18 protein-coding genes are annotated in these 18,890 nt (G+C 63.5%); 7 read left to right on the forward strand and 11 right to left on the reverse strand.

Annotated elements, in window-relative coordinates; all coding sequences use genetic code 11:
- Positions 1-103: 103 nt before the first annotated feature.
- Entirely contained in the window at positions 104-604 is a 501-nt protein-coding gene (coaD, locus tag HNQ95_RS29025; protein WP_067962246.1) for a pantetheine-phosphate adenylyltransferase, read from the reverse strand.
- A 207-nt stretch (positions 605-811) separates the two neighbouring features.
- Between coaD and HNQ95_RS29030 the strand changes: the two genes are divergently transcribed.
- Positions 812-964: a hypothetical protein gene (locus HNQ95_RS29030; RefSeq protein WP_165915867.1), complete on the forward strand. Its 153-nt coding sequence runs from the start codon at positions 812-814 to the stop codon at positions 962-964.
- A 111-nt stretch (positions 965-1,075) separates the two neighbouring features.
- Here HNQ95_RS29030 and gyrA read toward each other — a convergent pair whose 3' ends face one another.
- Entirely contained in the window at positions 1,076-3,886 is a 2,811-nt protein-coding gene (gene gyrA / locus HNQ95_RS29035) for a DNA gyrase subunit A (RefSeq protein ID WP_067962248.1), read from the reverse strand.
- A gap of 295 nt (positions 3,887-4,181) precedes the next feature.
- Here gyrA and HNQ95_RS29040 point away from each other — a divergent pair, with 295 nt between their 5' ends.
- Both HNQ95_RS29040 and HNQ95_RS29045 read left to right on the forward strand, forming a co-directional pair.
- Positions 4,182-4,811, forward strand: coding sequence for a MarC family protein (locus tag HNQ95_RS29040; RefSeq protein WP_182575839.1), 630 nt, complete (start codon positions 4,182-4,184; stop codon positions 4,809-4,811).
- A gap of 163 nt (positions 4,812-4,974) precedes the next feature.
- A complete protein-coding gene (locus HNQ95_RS29045) occupies positions 4,975-5,580 on the forward strand; it encodes a nucleotidyltransferase domain-containing protein (protein WP_182575840.1) in 606 nt (201 codons plus the stop codon).
- A 37-nt stretch (positions 5,581-5,617) separates the two neighbouring features.
- On the opposite strand, the gene HNQ95_RS29050 is transcribed toward HNQ95_RS29045, so the two are convergent.
- The 8 genes from HNQ95_RS29050 to HNQ95_RS29085 form a co-directional block, all read right to left on the reverse strand.
- A complete protein-coding gene (locus HNQ95_RS29050) occupies positions 5,618-6,517 on the reverse strand; it encodes an HNH endonuclease (RefSeq protein ID WP_154387052.1) in 900 nt (299 codons plus the stop codon).
- Positions 6,518-6,779: 262 nt separating this feature from the next.
- Positions 6,780-7,370, reverse strand: coding sequence for a single-stranded DNA-binding protein (ssb, locus tag HNQ95_RS29055; protein WP_182575841.1), 591 nt, complete (start codon positions 7,368-7,370; stop codon positions 6,780-6,782).
- 237 nt (positions 7,371-7,607) lie between these two features.
- Complete coding sequence (locus HNQ95_RS29060) at positions 7,608-8,402, reverse strand: sugar isomerase domain-containing protein (RefSeq protein ID WP_154387054.1); 795 nt, start codon at positions 8,400-8,402, stop codon at positions 7,608-7,610.
- Positions 8,403-8,423: 21 nt separating this feature from the next.
- Complete coding sequence (locus HNQ95_RS29065; RefSeq protein WP_154387055.1) at positions 8,424-9,164, reverse strand: GntR family transcriptional regulator; 741 nt, start codon at positions 9,162-9,164, stop codon at positions 8,424-8,426.
- On the reverse strand, positions 9,161-10,036 hold the full coding sequence (locus tag HNQ95_RS29070) for an ROK family protein (RefSeq protein WP_182575842.1): 876 nt from the start codon (positions 10,034-10,036) through the stop codon (positions 9,161-9,163). The genes HNQ95_RS29065 and HNQ95_RS29070 overlap by 4 nt, the downstream gene beginning before the upstream one ends.
- Entirely contained in the window at positions 10,033-10,914 is an 882-nt protein-coding gene (locus HNQ95_RS29075; protein ID WP_182575843.1) for a carbohydrate ABC transporter permease, read from the reverse strand. The genes HNQ95_RS29070 and HNQ95_RS29075 overlap by 4 nt, the downstream gene beginning before the upstream one ends.
- Complete coding sequence (locus HNQ95_RS29080; RefSeq protein WP_246719281.1) at positions 10,911-11,771, reverse strand: carbohydrate ABC transporter permease; 861 nt, start codon at positions 11,769-11,771, stop codon at positions 10,911-10,913. The genes HNQ95_RS29075 and HNQ95_RS29080 overlap by 4 nt, the downstream gene beginning before the upstream one ends.
- A gap of 214 nt (positions 11,772-11,985) precedes the next feature.
- Positions 11,986-13,272: an extracellular solute-binding protein gene (locus HNQ95_RS29085; RefSeq protein WP_182575845.1), complete on the reverse strand. Its 1,287-nt coding sequence runs from the start codon at positions 13,270-13,272 to the stop codon at positions 11,986-11,988.
- A 200-nt stretch (positions 13,273-13,472) separates the two neighbouring features.
- Here HNQ95_RS29085 and HNQ95_RS29090 point away from each other — a divergent pair, with 200 nt between their 5' ends.
- The 3 genes from HNQ95_RS29090 (at position 13,473) to HNQ95_RS29100 (ending at position 14,214) form a co-directional block, all read left to right on the forward strand.
- A complete protein-coding gene (locus tag HNQ95_RS29090; protein ID WP_067962271.1) occupies positions 13,473-13,667 on the forward strand; it encodes a hypothetical protein in 195 nt (64 codons plus the stop codon).
- Between the two features lie 10 nt (positions 13,668-13,677).
- Positions 13,678-13,857, forward strand: coding sequence for a hypothetical protein (locus HNQ95_RS29095; RefSeq protein WP_067962273.1), 180 nt, complete (start codon positions 13,678-13,680; stop codon positions 13,855-13,857).
- Between the two features lie 147 nt (positions 13,858-14,004).
- On the forward strand, positions 14,005-14,214 hold the full coding sequence (locus HNQ95_RS29100) for a hypothetical protein (protein WP_154387060.1): 210 nt from the start codon (positions 14,005-14,007) through the stop codon (positions 14,212-14,214).
- Positions 14,215-14,397: 183 nt separating this feature from the next.
- Here HNQ95_RS29100 and HNQ95_RS29105 read toward each other — a convergent pair whose 3' ends face one another.
- Positions 14,398-15,108, reverse strand: coding sequence for an aspartate/glutamate racemase family protein (locus HNQ95_RS29105; protein WP_246765287.1), 711 nt, complete (start codon positions 15,106-15,108; stop codon positions 14,398-14,400).
- Between the two features lie 853 nt (positions 15,109-15,961).
- On the opposite strand from HNQ95_RS29105, the gene uvrA reads away from it, so the two are divergent.
- Entirely contained in the window at positions 15,962-18,883 is a 2,922-nt protein-coding gene (gene uvrA / locus HNQ95_RS29110; protein WP_182575846.1) for an excinuclease ABC subunit UvrA, read from the forward strand.
- Positions 18,884-18,890: the final 7 nt, after the last annotated feature.

An 18,890-nucleotide genomic window follows, 5' to 3' on the forward strand; every position in this document is an offset into this window, starting at 1 on the left:
GGCTCGGCAGCAATGGCTGCAGCCGATCCGGCCAAAAGGCCGGCGAGGACGACGACGGACGAGGCAAGCTTCCTAAGCTGCATGTTTCGATACTCCGGAAAAATTATTTCGCGAATTTGGCGTTGAGCGCGCCGGCAACCGCCGCCGGCACGAACGGACGTATGTCGCCGCCCATCGAGGCTATCTGACGGACAAGTGTGGCGGTAATGGTGCGAACCGAAGGGCTCGCCGGCAGGAAAACGGTCTGCAATTCCGGTGCCATGGTCTCGTTCATGCCGGCCATCTGCATCTCATAGTCGAGGTCGGTGCCGTCGCGCAGGCCGCGGATCATGATCGAGGCGCCTTCCTTGCGCGCCGCGTCGATCACCAGCCCGTCAAAGGCCACCACCTTGATGCGTCCGCCATCGGCGCCGAATTCCGCCGTCGTCGCTTCCTCGATAAGCGTCACACGCTCTTCGAAGGAAAACAGAGGCTTCTTGCCGGGATGAATGCCGATAGCGGCATAGACGACGTCGGCAACGGCCAGCGACGCCTTGAGCACGTCGAGATGGCCGTTTGTGAGCGGGTCGAACGACCCGGCATAGATGGCGATGCGATCAGTCATGGGCTGCTTCTAGAACATCGGCGCCAAAGGTGGAAGCACGCTTTGCCCCCAACCTGCTCCGTGTCCGACCGGAAAATTGGTTTACGAGATGAATGCGAGATGAACGGCAATCTCAGGATCAGTTCAAGCGGATGTGAATAGAACCTCATTATAGTGGGTGAAACCAAACAGCGTCTCGTCCGTTGTTTCCAGCAGGAGAACAGCGCCATGATGATCTACATGCTCGCCGCGGCCATGACTCTGGCCATGCTTGTCGCCACCGCCTTCAGCCTCCATCAGGAGGCTCACCGCGTCCGCACCAAGGTGCAGACCGCACGCGTGCAGCTTCCGGGCTGGCGCAATCCGCGCGCCCCGCGCTGAACAGTTTCTGCCCCTCCAGGCAAAAGCGGCGCCACGGCGCCGCTTCTTTCTCTTCCTGATTGTCTGATCTCAAGCTCTTGAACAGACGCCATTTTCAGGCGCCCGCAAAGATCAGCCCTGTTCCCCCTCGGGTGCAGGGTCTGCGCTCGGTGCGTCGCCGGCAACGCCGTCACCATTGACCGCCTCGTCGGCCTCATCCTCGCCCTGCGGCTCGGAAATCCGCTCGACCGACACCACCTTCTCGCCGTCGGCGGTGTTGAAGATCGTCACGCCCTTGGTGGCGCGGCTGGCCGTGCGGATGCCGTCGACAGGCACGCGGATGACCTGGCCGCCGTCGGAGACGAGCATGATCTGGTCGTCATTGCCGACCGGGAAGGTCGCCACCAGCTTGCCGATCTCCGCCACCTTCGACACGTCGGTGGCGCGGATACCCTTGCCGCCGCGGTTTGTCAGGCGGAAATCGTAGGACGACGAACGCTTGCCATAGCCATATTCGGTGACCGTCAACACGAACTGCTCATGCTCGCCAAGGAACTGGTAGCGCTCCTCGGCGATGTCGGCTTCCTCGCCGACATCCTCGTTGGTCAACGCGATATCCTCGTCCTCGCCGGCGGCGACTCCGGCGGCCAGTCGCCGCTCGGCGACCGAGCGCTTGAGATAGGCGGCACGTTCGGCCGGGCTTGCCTCGACATGCTCGATGATCGCCATCGAGATGACGCGGTCGCCGTCGGCCATGCTGATGCCGCGCACGCCGACCGAGTTGCGGCTCTGGAACACGCGCACGTCGTCGACGCGGAAGCGGATGCACTGGCCGGAATCGGCGGTCAGCAGCACGTCGTCATTGTCGGTGCAGGTCTCGACGCCGAGGATCTCGTCGCCTTCCTCCTCCAGCTTCATGGCGATCTTGCCATTACGCTTGACGTCGACGAAGTCGCTCAGCTTGTTGCGGCGCACGGTGCCGCGCGTGGTGGCGAACATCACGTCGAGTTCGCTCCAGCTTGCCTCGTCCTCCGGCAACGGCATGATCGTGGTGATGCGCTCGCCCTGCTGCAGCGGCAACAGGTTGATCAGAGCCTTGCCACGCGACTGAGGATTGCCGATCGGCAGGCGCCAGACCTTTTCCTTGTAGACGATGCCACGCGACGAGAAGAACAGCACCGGCGTGTGCGTGTTGACGACGAACAGGCGGGTGACGAAATCCTCGTCCTTCGTCGACATGCCGGAGCGGCCCTTGCCGCCGCGACGCTGTGCCCGGTAGAGCGACAGCGGCACGCGCTTGATGTAGCCGGAGTGGCTGACGGTGACGACCATGTCCTCGCGCGGGATCAGGTCCTCGTCTTCCATGTCGGAGCCGGCGTCGGTGATCTCGGTGCGGCGCGGCACGCCAAACTCGTCACGCACGGCAACCAGCTCGTCCTTGACGATCTGCTGAATGCGAGCCCGCGACGACAGGATGTCGAGATAGTCGGTGATCTCGGCGCCGATCTTGTTCAGTTCGTCGGCGATTTCGTCGCGGCCAAGTGCCGTCAGGCGCTGCAGGCGCAGTTCGAGAATGGCGCGGGCCTGCTCTTCCGACAGGTTGTAGGTGCCGTCATCGTTGATGCGGTGGCGCGGATCGTCGATCAGGCGGATCAGTGACTCGACGTCGGACGCCGGCCAGCGTCGCGTCATCAACTGGTCGCGCGCCGTCTGCGGATCGGGCGCGGTACGGATCAGCTTGATGACCTCGTCGATATTGGCAACCGCGATCGCCAGGCCGACCAAGATGTGGGCTCGGTCGCGCACCTTCTTGAGCAGGTACTTGGTGCGACGGCTGATCACCTCTTCACGGAAAGCGACGAACGCCTTCAGCATGTCGAGCAGCGTCAGCACCTCGGGCTTGCCGCCGTTGAGCGCCACCATGTTGGCGCCGAACGACGTCTGCAGCGGCGTGAAACGGTAGAGCTGGTTGAGGATGACCTCGGCATTGGCATCGCGCTTGAGCTCGATGACTACGCGGTAGCCCTGGCGGTCGGATTCGTCGCGGATGTCGGATATGCCCTCGATGCGCTTGTCGCGCACCAGTTCGGCCATCTTCTCGATCATCGTCGCTTTGTTCACCTGGAAGGGAACTTCGGTGATGATGATCGCCTCGCGGTCGCCGCGGCTCTGCTCGATATTGACCCTGCCGCGCATCATGACCGAGCCGCGGCCGGTCGAATAGGCGTTGTAGATGCCCGAACGCCCGAGGATCAGGCCGCCGGTCGGGAAATCCGGACCGGGAATGATCTCCATCAGGTCAGGCAGGTCGATCGCAGGGTTTTCCATGACGGCGATGGCGCCGTTGCAGACTTCGACGAGATTGTGCGGCGGAATGTTGGTCGCCATGCCGACGGCAATGCCGCCGGCGCCATTGACCAGCAGCGCCGGGAAACGCGCCGGCAGCACACGCGGCTCCTGGCCCGACGCGTCGTAGGTATCCTGGAAGTCGACAGTGTCCTTGTCGATATCCTCAAGCAGCTCATGCGCGACCTTGGTCAGGCGCGCTTCGGTGTAGCGCATCGCCGCGGGCGGATCCCCGTCGATCGAACCGAAATTGCCTTGCCCATCGATCAGCGGCACGCTCATCGACCAGTCCTGCGCCATACGCACCAAGGCGTCATAGATCGAGGCGTCGCCGTGCGGGTGATATTTACCCATCACGTCGGCGACCGGACGCGCCGACTTCACATATTTGCGGTTCCAGTGGTAGCCGCTCTCATGCGAGGCGAAGAGAATGCGGCGATGCACCGGCTTCATGCCGTCGCGCACGTCTGGCAGGGCGCGACTCACGATCACGCTCATCGCGTAATCGAGGTAGGAGCGCTGCATCTCCTCGATGATGGAAATCGGCTCGATGCCGGAGGGACCGTCAGGTCCACGCGGTGATTTCTGGTCGGTCAACTCGGATCACGCATGTTGGGAATCATTTACCTTATATATAGGAACGGTCGTCGAATGACCAATTTCGGCCTCGCTTTTCCAATGCTGATTTGGGACGCGATTTCAAAAGGATAGCTTATCCTTCCAACATTGCGGCGAGATGTCCTGCCTGTTCTTGCCGCCCTTGCACCCGACGACCCCACGATCCGGCAGCGGCAACTGCCGGCCATGGCCAAATGACGGCCGCTCGATCTGATTTTGCCACTGGCGCGGCAACTGTCGTCAGGTTAGCCTGCATTCGCCGGGGAGATGCCTGATGCCGCTTTTCGACACTGTTTTCAATGCCTTCGTCACCATCCTCGTAACCATCGACCCGCCGGGCCTGGCGCCGCTGTTCCTTGCGGCGACGCGCGGCATGAACCGCGAACAGCGCCTGCAAGTGTCGGTGCGCGCCAGCGTCATAGCCTTTGTCGTGCTGGCGGTGTTCGCCGTTGCCGGTGCGGCCATCCTCACAGTCTTCGGCATCACCCTGCCCGCCTTCCGCGTCGCCGGCGGCTTCCTGCTGTTCTTCATCGCCTTCGAGATGGTTTTCGAGAAGCGCCAGGACCGCAAGGAAAAAATCTCGGATGTCGCGATCACCCGCGACCACATCCACAACATCGCCGCCTTCCCGCTCGCCATCCCATTGATCGCCGGTCCAGGCGCGATCTCGGCGACGGTGCTGCTCTCCGGCTCATTTCAGGGTTGGGCCGGCCAGCTGGCGCTGGTCCTGATCATCCTCGCCTGCCTCGCCGCCACCTATCTGGTCTTCGTTCTCGCCGAACGCATCGACCAGTTCCTAGGCCAAACCGGCCGCTCGATCCTGACTCGCCTCCTCGGTGTGATCCTGGCAGCCCTCGCCGTGCAATTCGTCGCCGACGGTATCAAGGCACTGATGGCGGCTTAAGGCGCGACAGCCCACTGGGCCGTTCTGACCCCGTCGATCCAGACCACCGGCCTTCGTCACCTGCGCAACAGGCTGCAGGGGCCTGAAGTCAGCCGTTCGTCGCACGAAGCAGCCTTGACCCGGCCCTCGATATGGTTAAGGCAGCGCAAAAGGACAGCCACGCATGAAACAGCCCGATGCGCCGGACCATGACGCGTGGTGCGCCTGGCATCCAACCGAGTTGGCACGTCGCCTGACCGGCGTCTCCGTGCCATGGTGCGTCGCCGGTGGATGGGCGCTCGACCTCTGGCACGGCCATCAAACACGCGAGCACGAAGACCTCGAATTCACGGTCCTGCGCAGCGACGTACCCGTCTTCCGCCGCGCACTGGCCGACATGGAATTCCACACTGCCGGAGACGGCATCGTTAAGCACCTGCCCGCGCAAAGTGCTCCGCCTGCTGAAATCTCCCAGGTCTGGTGCCTGGACGTTGTGCAACATTGCTGGCGGGTCGACATGATGATCGAGGAGGGTTCGCCGGATCTGTGGGTTTACAAGCGAAACCCCGCCATATCAGTGCCGCGCGCCGACATTGTCGCCACGACACCGGCCGGCATCTCCTACCTCAAGCCGGCAGCCATCCTGCTGTTCAAGGCGAAACACGGGCGCCCCAAGGACGAAGTAGATTTCGCCAACGCCCTGCCGAAGCTGCAGCAGTCGGAACGCAGCTGGCTGAAGGACTGCCTCGACCTATGCCACCAGGGACATCGATGGGCGGAAAGGCTGTAACCTCGTCCATCTCGAATTTCGTGCCAGCACGCCCGACCTATTGCTTGAAGCAATGCTCGCGATGCCAGTGCAGGAAGTGTGGATGAGGACGATCGGATAGACGCTGGGGGCCGATTGCTCGGCCGCTGCGATTGACGATGCCCTTGATGCCATCGGGATCGTTTGCCTGGCGGGAAATCAGGATCTCAAGATCATCCGATAGGCTGATAAGGCCGCGATCAAACATCCAGTGGGCTGTTCCGGATAACGCGATGCCGTTGCTGACGACGTCCGGCCCGTCGGCCTCGACAGGGCGAATATGTGCCGCCGCAACTTCCGCCCTTCCGCCACCATTGATGAGCTTCAATCCTGTGATCGCACAGCGCTCGTCATAGGCACGCAGGACGATCTTTCGGAAGACGCGGTCACGCACGATGCGGGATGTCAGGAACTGCGCACGCTCTCGGCTCTCCTCAAACACAAAAGGCGCCTGGTCTTCGAAGAAGCCGCCGGCTGGCGCCACCAGATCGACCCTCGGAAGCGTGGATTCTGCCTGATCCAGCCCCAACGTTACGATGCGACTGAAATCGGTTGGAGAAAGCGGTCTTACCGCCGCCTGGGCGCGCCCGGAAATTCGCCCGTCGTCGTTGAGAAGCCCGCGCTCGATCACACCGTCAGCATCACTGAAGGGAACTGGATTGGCAAAATCGAGATAGCTGCCTGGTTCGATAAGCGCGAGAAACATGCCCTTCGCGCTGGGATCCGGGATGACCTGCTGCACCTTGGCGACTGCGAAGTATCCCTTGGTGTCGGCTACCTTACGTGGCTCGTAGTAGACGATCCAATCGCCGACACAGGCCTGCACCCGGCCGAAATATTGCGGCGGGAACTGATACCGTTCGGCAGGACTGTCGTCGTAGATCGAATCCGATCGGTGAATGAAGACCCCGTACCCCATTCACCTTAGTAACGCGAAGCAGAAAGATTTGCGAGAACAGCCATTCACGAAATCCAGCAACCAACTCTTGCCTTGTCGCAGGCCGTCAGCGTGCAACTGCAAAGCCAGCCTGCCCATGTAGTCCTGCCGACGCCGCGCATCGCTTTCGCAACGGCGTTGGCACAGCAGTTTTGTAATGGCCTTGACGCAGAAAGGCTTTCACCGGCCCGCGTCGCCCAGGCAGACGATCAACGACCTCGATCGCTCGCCTCCTTGGCTACACTCAGAACGGGATTTCGTCGTCGAGGTCGCGCGAACCGCCACCGCCCATGCCCCCACCGCCGCCCTGGCCGCCGCGATTGCCACCGCCGCCGCCAAAGCCGCCGCGGTTGCCGCCGCCATAGCTGTCAGTCGGGCTCGACTGACCGAAGTCAGAACGGCCGCCGCCGCCATAGCCGCCACCCTGACCACCGCCGTAACCGACCTGGCCGCCACCGCCGCCATAGCCTGCGTCACCGCCCTGGCCGCGCGCGTCGAGCATCTGCAGTTCGCCGCGGAATTTCTGCAGCACGATTTCGGTGGTGTAACGCTCGATGCCGTCCTTCTCCCATTTGCGGGTCTGGAGCTGGCCCTCGATGTAAACCTTCATACCCTTCTTCAGGTACTGCTCGGCAACCTTGGCGAGGTTGTCATTGAAGATGACGACCTGATGCCACTCGGTCTTTTCCTTGCGTTCGCCCGAATTCTTGTCGCGCCAGCTTTCCGAAGTCGCGATCCTCAGGTTGACGACTGGCTCGCCCGAATTGAGCCGGCGGATCTCAGGGTCAGCGCCCAGATTGCCGACCAGAATGACCTTATTGACGCTACCTGCCATGACACCGCTCCGCGCTCGTCCGAAACCAAATTCCAAGAAAATGTGAGGGCGCACACTAGCCCATTGCACCCTCCGCCCGCGCCCCCTGGCAGCGGAAAAGCTCGTGCCGTCCACAAGTCATTTTTGTTCTTATTTTGTTCTATCGCCAACAATTGAAAATGGCAAGAGGCATCGTCCCGAATGCGAGCAGGCCGCCCTTCCGGACGGCTCGCCAGCTTATCGGTGTCAGGAACAGGATTACGCTTCGCCCTGCATCCGTTCCTTGAAGAAGTCGAGATGCTTGCGCTGCGCCTCGATCATCTTTTCGCGGTAGAGGCCGTAGATCACGTCGGTATCGTGCAACGTCACGCCTTCGATTGTCGGCGAGGCAAAGGTCGGCAGCTCGATGCCGCGGTCGGCAAGCCTTTGCGCCGTGCGCGCGATCAGCTCATGCGTCATGATCATAGCGAGCACCGTCGACGAGCCGGCCACAGGGCGGCTCCAGCCCTTCACCGGCACGATGGCGTCCTCGATCGGTGAAGTCGTGTCGATGACGACGTCGGCGGCATCGGCCAGGCGCTTGCCGGAGGAATGGCTCGCCGGCTTGTCCAAATTGTTCTTGCTGGTGATGGCGACGACGAACAGCCCGCGCTTCTTGGCGTAGAGCGCGGTGTCGATGCCCGACGCGTTGCGGCCGCTATGGCCATAGATGATGATGGCATCTCCAGGGTTGAGCGGCTGGTGGTCGAGGAATTTTTCCGCGTAGTTCTCCGTGCGTTCGAGCCACAGGAGTTCGCGCACGCCGCCCGAACCCAGCACGTTGTGCCACATCACACGCGGGTCGGTCAGCGGATTGAAGCCGACATAGGAGCCGTAGCGCGGAAACGCCTCCTGGCACGGCAGCACCGAATGGCCGGAGCCGTAAAGATGCACCAGCCCCTTGTTGGCAAGAGTCTCGGCCAGCCGTGCCGAAACGGCCTCGAACGCGGCCTCGTTGGCGCTTGCGGCCCCGTCGATGAGCTTGGCCAGCCGGCTGATGTAGGAAGTCGTCATGGGAAAGAACCTTTCAGATGGTCAGAGATGGAGAACGGAACGGATTTCGTAGCGGTCGCCGCGCATGGTCGAGACCGTGAATTCAAACGGGCCGGAGCGGTCGAAGGCGATGCGTTCGACCATGAAGGCGGAGCTGCCGGCCTTTAGCTGGATCAGCTCGGCATCCTCCGGCTTGACCTCGCCGATGCGGTAGATTTCGCGTGCCTCCTGGGGCACGATGCCGTAGCTCGCCTTCAGCGTCTCATAGAGCGAGGAGACGCTTGCCGCCGTTTCCAGCAGGCCAGGCACGAGCGCCGCTGGCAGATGCGCGGTCTGGATACCGATCGGCTGGTCGTTGCCAAGCCGAAGGCGGCGCAACTGGAGTACCGGCGTGCCTTCCTCGATCTCGAGCGCGCCGGCCACCTGAGCGTCGGCGGCAATGATCCGGGCGTCGAGCAGCCTGGTTCCCAGATTGAGCCCGAGATTGGCCATCTCCTGGGTGAAGCTGGTCAGGCCGCGCACGCCGGCAATGACGGTCGGGCTGCGCACGAAGGTGCCGCGCCCATGTTCGCGGCTGAGCAGGCCGGAATCCTCGAGGTTGCGCAGGGCATGGCGCACGGTGATGCGGCTCACTCCCAATAGGTCGCACAGGCGCTCCTCATTGGGGATCTGCGCGCCCGTCGCCCACTCGCCGGACGAAATCAGCGTCCGCATCGCCTGCTCGGCCTGGTGCCACAGCGGCTCCGGCCGGTTGCGGTTGGGTTTTGCAAAGATTCCGCTCATCGGATTTCGTCCCATTGTTGGCCGCGCGCGCCGGCGAATGCTGCCCCCACAAGGCTGGCGTCCTTGCCGAAGCTGCCGGCCTCGATGCGCACGCGTCTCAGATGCGGCGGCAGTTGCTTTTCCATCGCGGCTCGCACCATCGGCACCAGCACGTCGGCCGCCTCGGCCACGCCGCCGGCGAGGATCACTGTTTGCGGGTCGAGCAGCGCCACGGCGGTTGCCAGGCTCACGCCCAGCGCCTTCGCCGGCCGCGCCAATGCATCAATCGCAGTCGCATTGCCCGCACGCGCCGCCGCCAGCAGCCCGCGACCGTCACTGAAGCCGGCCTGCCGCCCGATAGCATCGAACGCCCGACCCGATGCCTGCCGCTCCAGCCAGCCGTCGCGGTCGTGACCTTCATCGTCCAGATCGGCGCAGGCCCAGCCGAAGGAACAGGCAGTTCCCTGCCCGCCACGCATGATACGCGAACCCGACAGCACGGCGGAACCGATGCCGGTACCGATCGCCACCAGCATCGCGTCCGACAGCCCCTTGGCCGCACCAGCTGACACCTCAGCCAGCAGCGCCAGCTGCGCATCCTGGCCGAGTCCGATCGAGAGATTGGGGAACAGCCCGGCGAGATCGACGCCGTCGAGCCAGGGCAGATTGGGGATCCACAGGCAGCGCGTTCCGCGTGCCGTGCCTGGCACCGACACACCGAACCGCTCGGCACCATGGTCGTGCGCCATCCGGGCTATCGCCTCGCGGAAACCGTCGAGCCCCTTGGGCGCCGGCCAGGCGCCAATGTGCTCGACGGCGGCAGGCGCGGCGGCGGCGCAAAGCCCTGCCCTGAGCTGCGTGCCGCCAAGGTCGACGGCCAGAACCTTGCTCATCCCTTTACTCCGGAGCTTACGATGGAGTCGACGAAGAAGCGCTGCAGGAACACGAACAGCACCAGCGGCGGCAAAACGGCCAGCGTCGCACCCGCCATGACCAGGTTGGTGTTCATCGCCCCCCTGTTGTAGCTCAACAGCCGGCTGAGGCTGATGACGATCGGGTACTGGTCGGCGTTGCCCTGCAGCACCGTCAGCGGCCAAAGATAGCTGTTCCAGTGATAGACGAAGGCAAACAGCGCGAGAGCTGCCACCGCCGGCGTCACCAGCGGAGCCACGATGACGAACAGGATGCGCATCTCCGAAGCGCCATCCATGCGCGCCGCATCGATCAAGTCGTCGGGCACGCCGGCAATGAACTGCCGCATCAGGAAGATGCCGAAGGCATTGGCCAGGTTGGGCAGGACCACGCCTGCCAGGCTGCCGTCGAGCCCGATGGTGCCGATCATCCGGTAGAGCGGGATCAACGTCACGATCGGCGGCAGGAACATGGTCGCGATCAGCAGCGCAAACAGTGCATTGCGACCATGGAAGCGATGCTTGGCAAAGGCGTAACCTGCCATCAGGCTGGTGACGATGATGCCGGCCGTGGTGATGGCGGCGATGACGGCCGAATTCAGCATCGAGCGGCCGACATTGATGACGCCAGACACCTTGCCGAAGGCCTCCAGGCTCGGGCTCTCGGGTAGCCACGCCGGCGGCACCTGCATGGTTTCGGCCGGCGTCTTCAGGCTCGACAGTACCATCCACACCAGCGGAAAGGCCGAGGCCACGGCGACCACAAGCATCAGCGTTGCCACGATATAGTCGCCGCTGGTTGGGCGTGACCTGAAGAAGAACAAGCCGCGGCGCGGCCGCCATTCGCCAGCCGCGCTCATTCGTCGTCCCCCTTCCGAGCGAAAGCGAACAAAGCGAAGATCACGACGATCAGCGACAACATCAGCGTCACCGCCATGGCGGAGCCCAGGCCACCCTGGGCGCGTTCGATGCCGACACGCCTTATGTGATAGGTCAACACGTTGGTCGAGCCCACCGGCCCGCCCTGCGTAATCAGCGCCACCGGCTCGAACACCTGCACGGCATTGATGATGGCAATGACGGCGCTGAACAGCAGCGTCCGCTTGAGCAGCGGCAGGGTGATCGCCGTGAACTGCTGGCGCCCGTCCGCGCCGTCGATGGTCGCGGCCTCGTAGAGGCTGGTCGGGATCTGGGTCAGCCCGGCCACGACAAGCACGGTGAAATAGCCGATCTGCTGCCAGACATTGAGAACTACGATTGATACCAGCGCGGTGCTGGGCGACGACAGCCAAGGCTGCGGGCCGATACCCAGCCAGCCGAGCATCTGGTTGATCGGTCCCTCACTCGGCGAATAGAGTTTCGACCACACCAGCGCCACTGCGATCATCGGCACCATGTAGGTCGAAAACAGGATGGTCCTGAGCGCGTTGCCGCCGGCGACATTACGCTGGTAGACGAGCAGCCCGAGGCCAACCGAAACAGGCAAGATAAGCGCCACCGACATCAGCGTGTAGAGCGCCGTATTGACCAATGCGCCCTTGAAGTCGCGCCCCACCGAGGTTGCGCCAAAAATCTCGCGGAAATTGTCGAGCCCGACGAATTCGGCCGTCTGGAAACCGGTCTGCGTCGACCAGTCCTGCAGCGACAGCCACACCGTCAGCACCATCGGCACGACGATGAAGGCGCCGATCAGCGAGACGGCCGGCGTCAGCATCATCCAGACGGAATGTTGGTGGGTTCTGGTCATGAGATGGATCAGTTGCAGTCGAGGGTGCGCGAGACGGTGACACTGCGTGCTTCTCCCCGTTCACGGGGAGAAGATGCCGGCAGGCAGAAGAGGGGCAGAGCTTACCTCTCCGAACTTGGAGCCGCCCCTCATCCGGCCCTTCGGACCACCTTCTCCCCGTGAACGGGGAGAAGGTGGTGAGCGCCTACTTCGCAGCTTTCTCCAGGATCGCAGCCGCGTCGGCCTGCGCATTGGTCTGCGCCTCGGTGGCTGAAACCTTGCCATATTGCAGCGCCTCGATGGTCTGCTGGAGCGACTCCGAGAACTCCTGGCCGCCGAGAACGACCGGGAATGGTTTTGCATCGCCCAGCACGCTGACATAACCAGACAGGAATTCCGAACCAAGCTTGTCCTTGAAGGCATCGACGTCGGAACTGCGCGACGGCAGGATGCCCATCGACATCAGGATGTTGGCCATGGCCGAAGCGCCGTTCGGGCCCGACTTCGGGCTGTTCAGCCAGGCGAGGAAATCCCACGCCGCCTTCTGCTCGGCCTCCGCCGCGCCCGCATTCACCACGGTCATCCACGAATAGGAGATCGAGCGCGGCTTGTCGCCTGAGGGCCCGACAGGGATCGGCGCCGTGGCGATATCGGCGAACTTCTCGCCCATGCCTGCCTTAAGCGCACTCTCCCACCAGTTGGCCATGATGATCATGCCGGTCTTGCCGGAGACGAAATTGTCGAGGAACGGCCCTGTCGTGTTGGCGTCGGCCGAGCCCATGGCCGGGTCGCTGGAGCCCGACTTGATCAGCTCCTCATAGAGCTGGAAGGTCTCGCCGGCGTTCTTGCTGTCCAACACCGGCTTGCCGCCGGTCACCAGTTCGCCGCCATTGGACACCAGCAGCGACGAAAACGGATGCACCACGCCCGCCGCCCAGCTGTTGATCATGCCAAACCCCTGCTGTCCCGCATCCTTCTTGGTCAGCTTGGCGGCGGCGTCCTTCAGCTCGTCCCAGGTTTTGGGCGCCGCTTCGATGCCCGCCTCCTTGAACAGCGCCTTGTTGTAGTTCAGCGCATAAACATCGATCTCGTTGGGCACGCCGTAGAGCACCCCACCGACGCTCGCCGCCGTCACCACGCCTGCCGGCCAGGCACCCTTGACCTCGCCGGCAACCGTCTCGGGTGCAGGGGCAACGAGCTTGTCGCGCGCCAGTTCCGGCAGCCACAGATCGTAGATGCCGGCGATGGTGGCAGCCTGCCCGCCGGCCTGCGAGCGCAGCGTCGTCAAAAGGTCGCCGAACGGCACGGCGCGCACTGTTACCGCCACGTCGGGATGGTCCTTGGCAAAATCCTTGGCCGCCTGTTCCAGCAGCGCCACCGTCTCCGGCGACCAGTGGGTCAGGTAGGAAATATTGACTGACTGCGCCCATACGGCGCTCGGCAACAGGGCGATGCCGGCGGCCAGCGCGCCCTTGATCCACGCGAGTTTCATAAGATCGTCCTCCACATGCGGGGCCACGTTCCCGGCTTGACCCGCACCAAGAGGTTATAACGTCATACTGACCTGTCAAGGCAGCAGGGTTCGATTTCCGGTGCGCACTTTGTCAGGAGACCGACCGCCCGTGTCTTGCAGTGCCAGACACGGTCCACGACAACTGAACTCGGCAACGACTCACGCTTCGGGAGGATCCGTTGATTGCCGCCTATATCGACGAGTTCATCATGCTCTGCGCCGGCGCCTGGATGACGGCCGTCGGCTTCGGTTATGTCGATCTGACGACGTCTCCCAACCAGCCCTGGCTCGCCAACCTCGTACGCCAGTTCAAGTGGATGGGCCCGCTCCTGATGCTGATCGCCGTCATCCTCGGTATCGCTGCTCCGTCCTGACGAGCGCGCGATGCGCATTACTGAAATCGGGGAGGCCACAATCCCCATTTCGCGCTACGCCGACCCGGCGATTGCGTCCGGCGGCCTGACAACAAGCATCGTCGCAGTCGTCACCGATGTTCTGCGCGCCGGCAGGCCGGTTATCGACTGGGGTTACGCTCAGTTGGACGCTTCTCCCAAGGCGGACTGATCCGCGAACAGGCATCGGCTTCGAGGCCAACGCAGCAACCCGCGCTGTTCAAGGCAAAGCTCGGCGTGCCGTGATCGCGCACCTCCGGCTTGCCGCCGCCGCGCCCGCCTGCTCTTATTTGCAGCGGAAAACGGAGAGAGGCAGGGCATGGGTTTCATCAAGGTCACGGCGGTTTCGCCCTCGGGGGCAACATCCTACATCCGCATCGCCGACATCGTCGGCGTGGCCGCCGGCACGAGCAGTCCGAACACCGGCAAGGCAGTGGTGCAGGTCCGCTCCGGCGGCGACAGGCCCTACCCCTGGCAGGTCATGGAGACGCCCGACGAGGTGATGGCCCTTATCGCGGCCGGATCGTAACAGCAGCGGCGGTACAGTCGGAACTCCACGCCCTGCCCAGCAGGCATGGCGGTGCGCTGCGGCGCTCGCCTAATACTCCTGCTGCCCGCCAGGAATGCCTCCCACAGCACATTGCCGTACCACGCCTGGCAGATCGCCTCCGACCACTCCTCGCTGTCGGTTGCCAAGCGCCCAGACGCTCCCTCACCCCGCCAGTGCCAGCTCCACCGCCGCCTCGGCATGCAGCTTGACCACGTCGAATGCCGGCATCGGATAGGCATCCATACCGAGCAGCAGCGGCAGTTCGGTGCAGGCGACGACGGCGGCTTCTGCCCCGCGCGCGCCGAGATCGCCGGCCAGTTGCTGCAGCACCGCGGCCGACACCGGCTTCACCAAGCCGAGCGTCAGTTCGTCGATGATGATGCGATGCAGTGCCGTGCGCTGTTCCTCCGATGGCACGATCACCTCGATGCCAAAACGCTGCTGCAGCCGCTCGGCGAAGAACCCGAGTTCCATCGTGTAGCGCGTTCCGAGCAGCCCGACGCGCTTGATGCCGGCGGCACGGATCGCTTCGCCGGTTGGGTCGGCGATGTGCAGCAGCGGAATGCCGATCGCGCCGGCCACCTGATCGGCAACCGTGTGCGGCGTCACCGCTGTCAGCATGGCGAAGGCGGCTCCCGCCTTTTCAAGGCTGCGCGCCGCCTCCGAGATCACCGCTGCAACCCGCATCCAGTCGCCTTCGGCTGCCAGCCGATTGAGTTCGTCGAAATCGAGCGTGAACATCAGCGAGCGAGCATTGTGATGCCCGCCCATCCTGGCATGTGCCGCCTGATTTATCAGCCGGTAATAGAGCGCGCTGGACTCCCAACTCATCCCGCCCAAAAGTCCGATCAGCCTGGTCCGGTCAACAGTCACGATTGTTCCCCCGCTCGGCCGTGCTGGCGGCCTCAATGCTAGGTCGGAACGATCAGGCGATTGTGCAAGGGTTGTACAAGCGGAGTTTCAGCACCTCGCATGCTTTGGAAAATCGAGCCCGGAATCGGCAGCGACAAACAGACCAGGGACAGGCGCAGCCCAGGGACAGGCGGGCCCAAAAAAGTTGACCCCGCCGCTACCAGGAGCGCACGGGGCCTGTTGTCGGGTTATACCCTTACCTGCCGGGAATGGTTTACCGGCTTTGCTCTCTCGGATGCTTCGTGGCTCACAGCCAACGATCCGACCATGGTTTCAAATTGTCTGAGGGAACAACAGGTCGGGGTTTGCGTGAGGCTTTTCGCTAGGGAAAGCCAGGCACCTGCGCCTGCTGTGGTTCCGTCCTGTTAGCGGAACCCTTTGGGACTGTCCGGTGGAGTCATGCTCTGCTCCTACGTCAGTTGCGCCATGTGTTCGCCCGCTGCTCAACTCGCGTGTCTGCGGCGTCTCGCAGACCGACCGTAGCATGGTGAGGAGCCCTCAAGGAGGCTCGGCCTCAGGCGACACAGGCACTCTGCATCCCTGATTCCCTCACGTCAACCACAACATTGTTAATCGGGAAAAATGTGATCGAAGTCGGCTTTCGCGGCCCCGGATTCGCGTGATGCTCCTGCCATAACGTTGTCAGGAGCGCGTTCGGCCTTTGTTCTTTCCACTTGCCCCTGCGCGCCAAAGGCGCTTAAACGCGTTTGGTTGCCGCCCCTCTCGACCGGGCGGCGAAATTACCTACATGAGGGGGATGGTTGGGCTCGCCCGCCACTCCAAGCAATTCCAGATTTGAGGCGGCGGCGCGGCAATGGCCGATCACAAGTACATTTCCATTCGCGGTGCGCGCGAACACAATCTCAAGAACGTCGATCTCGACCTGCCGCGCGACAAGCTGATTGTCATGACCGGCCTGTCCGGCTCGGGCAAATCCTCCCTCGCCTTCGACACCATCTATGCCGAGGGCCAGCGCCGCTATGTCGAGAGCCTGTCGGCCTATGCCCGCCAGTTCCTCGAGATGATGCAGAAGCCCGACGTCGACCAGATCGACGGCCTGTCACCGGCGATCTCGATCGAGCAGAAGACGACGTCGAAGAATCCGCGTTCGACGGTCGGCACGGTCACCGAGATCTACGACTACATGCGCCTCTTGTTCGCGCGCGTCGGCGTGCCCTATTCGCCGGCGACCGGCCTGCCGATCGAGAGCCAGACTGTCAGCCAGATGGTCGACCGCGTGCTGGCGGTCGACGAAGGCACCCGACTGTTCATCCTGGCGCCCATCGTCCGCGGCCGCAAGGGTGAGTACAAGAAGGAGCTCGCCGAGCTCCAGAAGAAGGGTTTCCAGCGCGTCAAGATCGACGGCGCCTTCTACGAGATCGCCGAAGCGCCCGTTCTCGACAAGAAGTACAAGCACGACATCGATGTCGTCGTCGACCGCATCGTCGTCCGCCCCGACCTCGCCACGCGTCTGGCCGACTCGATCGAAACCGCGCTCAAGCTGGCCGAGGGCCTGGCGGTCGCCGAATTCGCCGACAAGCCGCTCGATGCCAGCCAGACCGGCGCCGACGCGATCAACAAGTCCGCCAACGAAACCCACGAACGCATTCTGTTCTCGGAGAAATTCGCCTGTCCGGTCTCGGGCTTCACCATCCCGGAGATCGAGCCGCGTCTGTTCTCCTTCAACAACCCGTTCGGCGCCTGCCCGGCCTGCGACGGCCTCGGCAACCAGCGCGCCATCGACCCGGCGCTCGTCGTGCCGGAAGAGCATGTATCGCTGCGCGAGGGTGCTGTGGCACCCTGGGCCAAGTCGACCTCGCCCTACTACACCCAGACACTGGAAGCGCTCGGCAAGGTCTATGGCTTCAAGATCGGCGACCGCTGGCGCGACCTTTCGACTGAGGCGCAGGAGGCCATCCTGCGCGGCACGGGCTCGAAGGAAATCACCTTCAATTATGACGACGGCCTGCGCTCCTACAAGACGACCAAGACCTTCGAGGGCGTGATCCCCAATCTCGAGCGCCGCTGGAAGGAAACCGAATCCGCCTGGATGCGCGAGGAGATCGAGCGCTTCATGTCGGCCACGCCCTGCCCGACCTGCGCCGGCTACCGCCTCAAGCCGGAAGCATTGGCGGTCAAGGTCGGCGGCAAGCACATCGGCGAAGTCACCGAGCAGTCGATCCGCAAGGCCAATGCCTGGTTCGAGGAATTGCCGGCCCTGCTCAACGACAAGCAGAACGAGATCGCCGTCCGCGTGCTCAAGGAAATCCGCGAACGCCTGCGCTTCCTCAACGACGTCGGCCTCGAATATCTGACGCTGTCGCGCAATTCCGGCACGCTGTCGGGCGGCGAAAGCCAGCGCATCAGGCTGGCCTCGCAGATCGGCTCGGGGCTGACCGGCGTGCTCTACGTGCTCGACGAGCCGTCCATCGGCCTGCACCAGCGCGACAATGCCCGCCTGCTCGACACGCTGCGTCACCTCAGGGACATCGGCAACACCGTCATCGTCGTCGAGCATGACGAGGACGCGGTGCTGACCGCCGACTATGTCGTCGACATGGGCCCGGCCGCCGGCATCCATGGCGGCCAGATCATCGCCGAAGGCACGCCGCAGCAGGTCATGGCCAACCCCAACTCGATCACCGGCAAATATCTGTCGGGCGAACTCGAGATCGCGGTTCCGCCCCAGCGCCGCGAATTGAAGAAAAACAGGCGCATCAAGGTCGTCGGCGCGCGTGGCAACAATCTCAAGAATGTCAGCGCCGAGATCCCGCTGGGCACCTTCACCGCCGTGACCGGCGTGTCGGGCGGCGGCAAGTCGACCTTCCTGATCGAGACCCTGTTCAAGGCAGCGTCGCGCCGCATCATGGGCTCGCGCGAGCATCCAGCCGAGCACGACCGCATCGAGGGCCTCGAATTCCTCGACAAGGTCATCGACATCGACCAGTCGCCCATCGGCCGCACGCCACGCTCCAACCCGGCCACCTACACCGGAGCCTTCACGCCGATCCGCGACTGGTTCGCCGGCCTGCCGGAAGCCAAGGCGCGCGGATACCAGCCCGGCCGCTTTTCGTTCAACGTCAAGGGTGGCCGCTGCGAAGCCTGCCAGGGCGACGGCGTCATCAAGATCGAGATGCACTTCCTGCCCGACGTCTATGTCACCTGCGACGTCTGCCACGGCAAGCGCTACAATCGCGAAACGCTCGACGTGTTGTTCAAGGGCAAGTCGATCGCCGACGTGCTCGACATGACGGTCGAGGAAGGTGTCGAATTCTTCGCTGCCGTTCCCGTGGTGCGTGACAAGCTGATGACGCTCAACCAGGTCGGCCTCGGCTACATCCACATCGGCCAGCAGGCCAACACGCTGTCCGGCGGCGAAGCCCAGCGCATCAAACTGGCCAAGGAGCTGTCGCGCAAGGCAACCGGCAAAACGCTCTACATCCTGGACGAACCGACCACCGGCCTGCACTTCCACGATGTCGCCAAGCTGCTCGAGGTGCTGCACGAGCTCGTCGACCAGGGCAACACGGTGATCGTCATCGAGCACAACCTGGAGGTGATCAAGACCGCCGACTGGGTGCTCGATCTCGGCCCCGAAGGCGGCGACGGCGGCGGCGAACTCGTCGCCTCGGGCCGGCCCGAAGACATCGTCGCCGAACCGCGCAGCTACACCGGCCAGTTCCTCAAGGAACTTCTGGAGCGTCGCCCGCGCGGCAAGCAGGAGGCGGCGGAGTAGTCCGCCG

This window comes from Aminobacter ciceronei (assembly GCF_014138625.1).
Taxonomy (GTDB): domain Bacteria; phylum Pseudomonadota; class Alphaproteobacteria; order Rhizobiales; family Rhizobiaceae; genus Aminobacter; species Aminobacter ciceronei.

Bases quoted from the DNA above. Each gene is read 5' to 3' on its own strand.
- ssb (WP_182575841.1), bottom strand. From the start codon at position 7,370: ATGGCAGGTAGCGTCAATAAGGTCATTCTGGTCGGCAATCTGGGCGCT.
- HNQ95_RS29080 (WP_246719281.1), bottom strand. From the start codon at position 11,771: ATGATGCTGACGCCGGCCGTCTCGCTGATCGGCGCCTTCATCGTCGTG.
- HNQ95_RS29075 (WP_182575843.1), bottom strand. From the start codon at position 10,914: ATGAGCGCGGCTGGCGAATGGCGGCCGCGCCGCGGCTTGTTCTTCTTC.
- HNQ95_RS29045 (WP_182575840.1), top strand. From the start codon at position 4,975: ATGAAACAGCCCGATGCGCCGGACCATGACGCGTGGTGCGCCTGGCAT.
- HNQ95_RS29100 (WP_154387060.1), top strand. From the start codon at position 14,005: ATGGGTTTCATCAAGGTCACGGCGGTTTCGCCCTCGGGGGCAACATCC.
- HNQ95_RS29095 (WP_067962273.1), top strand. From the start codon at position 13,678: ATGCGCATTACTGAAATCGGGGAGGCCACAATCCCCATTTCGCGCTAC.
- HNQ95_RS29085 (WP_182575845.1), bottom strand. From the start codon at position 13,272: ATGAAACTCGCGTGGATCAAGGGCGCGCTGGCCGCCGGCATCGCCCTG.
- HNQ95_RS29050 (WP_154387052.1), bottom strand. From the start codon at position 6,517: ATGGGGTACGGGGTCTTCATTCACCGATCGGATTCGATCTACGACGAC.
- coaD (WP_067962246.1), bottom strand. From the start codon at position 604: ATGACTGATCGCATCGCCATCTATGCCGGGTCGTTCGACCCGCTCACA.
- uvrA (WP_182575846.1), top strand. From the start codon at position 15,962: ATGGCCGATCACAAGTACATTTCCATTCGCGGTGCGCGCGAACACAAT.
- HNQ95_RS29065 (WP_154387055.1), bottom strand. From the start codon at position 9,164: ATGAGCGGAATCTTTGCAAAACCCAACCGCAACCGGCCGGAGCCGCTG.
- HNQ95_RS29060 (WP_154387054.1), bottom strand. From the start codon at position 8,402: ATGACGACTTCCTACATCAGCCGGCTGGCCAAGCTCATCGACGGGGCC.
- HNQ95_RS29030 (WP_165915867.1), top strand. From the start codon at position 812: ATGATGATCTACATGCTCGCCGCGGCCATGACTCTGGCCATGCTTGTC.
- HNQ95_RS29040 (WP_182575839.1), top strand. From the start codon at position 4,182: ATGCCGCTTTTCGACACTGTTTTCAATGCCTTCGTCACCATCCTCGTA.
- HNQ95_RS29070 (WP_182575842.1), bottom strand. From the start codon at position 10,036: ATGAGCAAGGTTCTGGCCGTCGACCTTGGCGGCACGCAGCTCAGGGCA.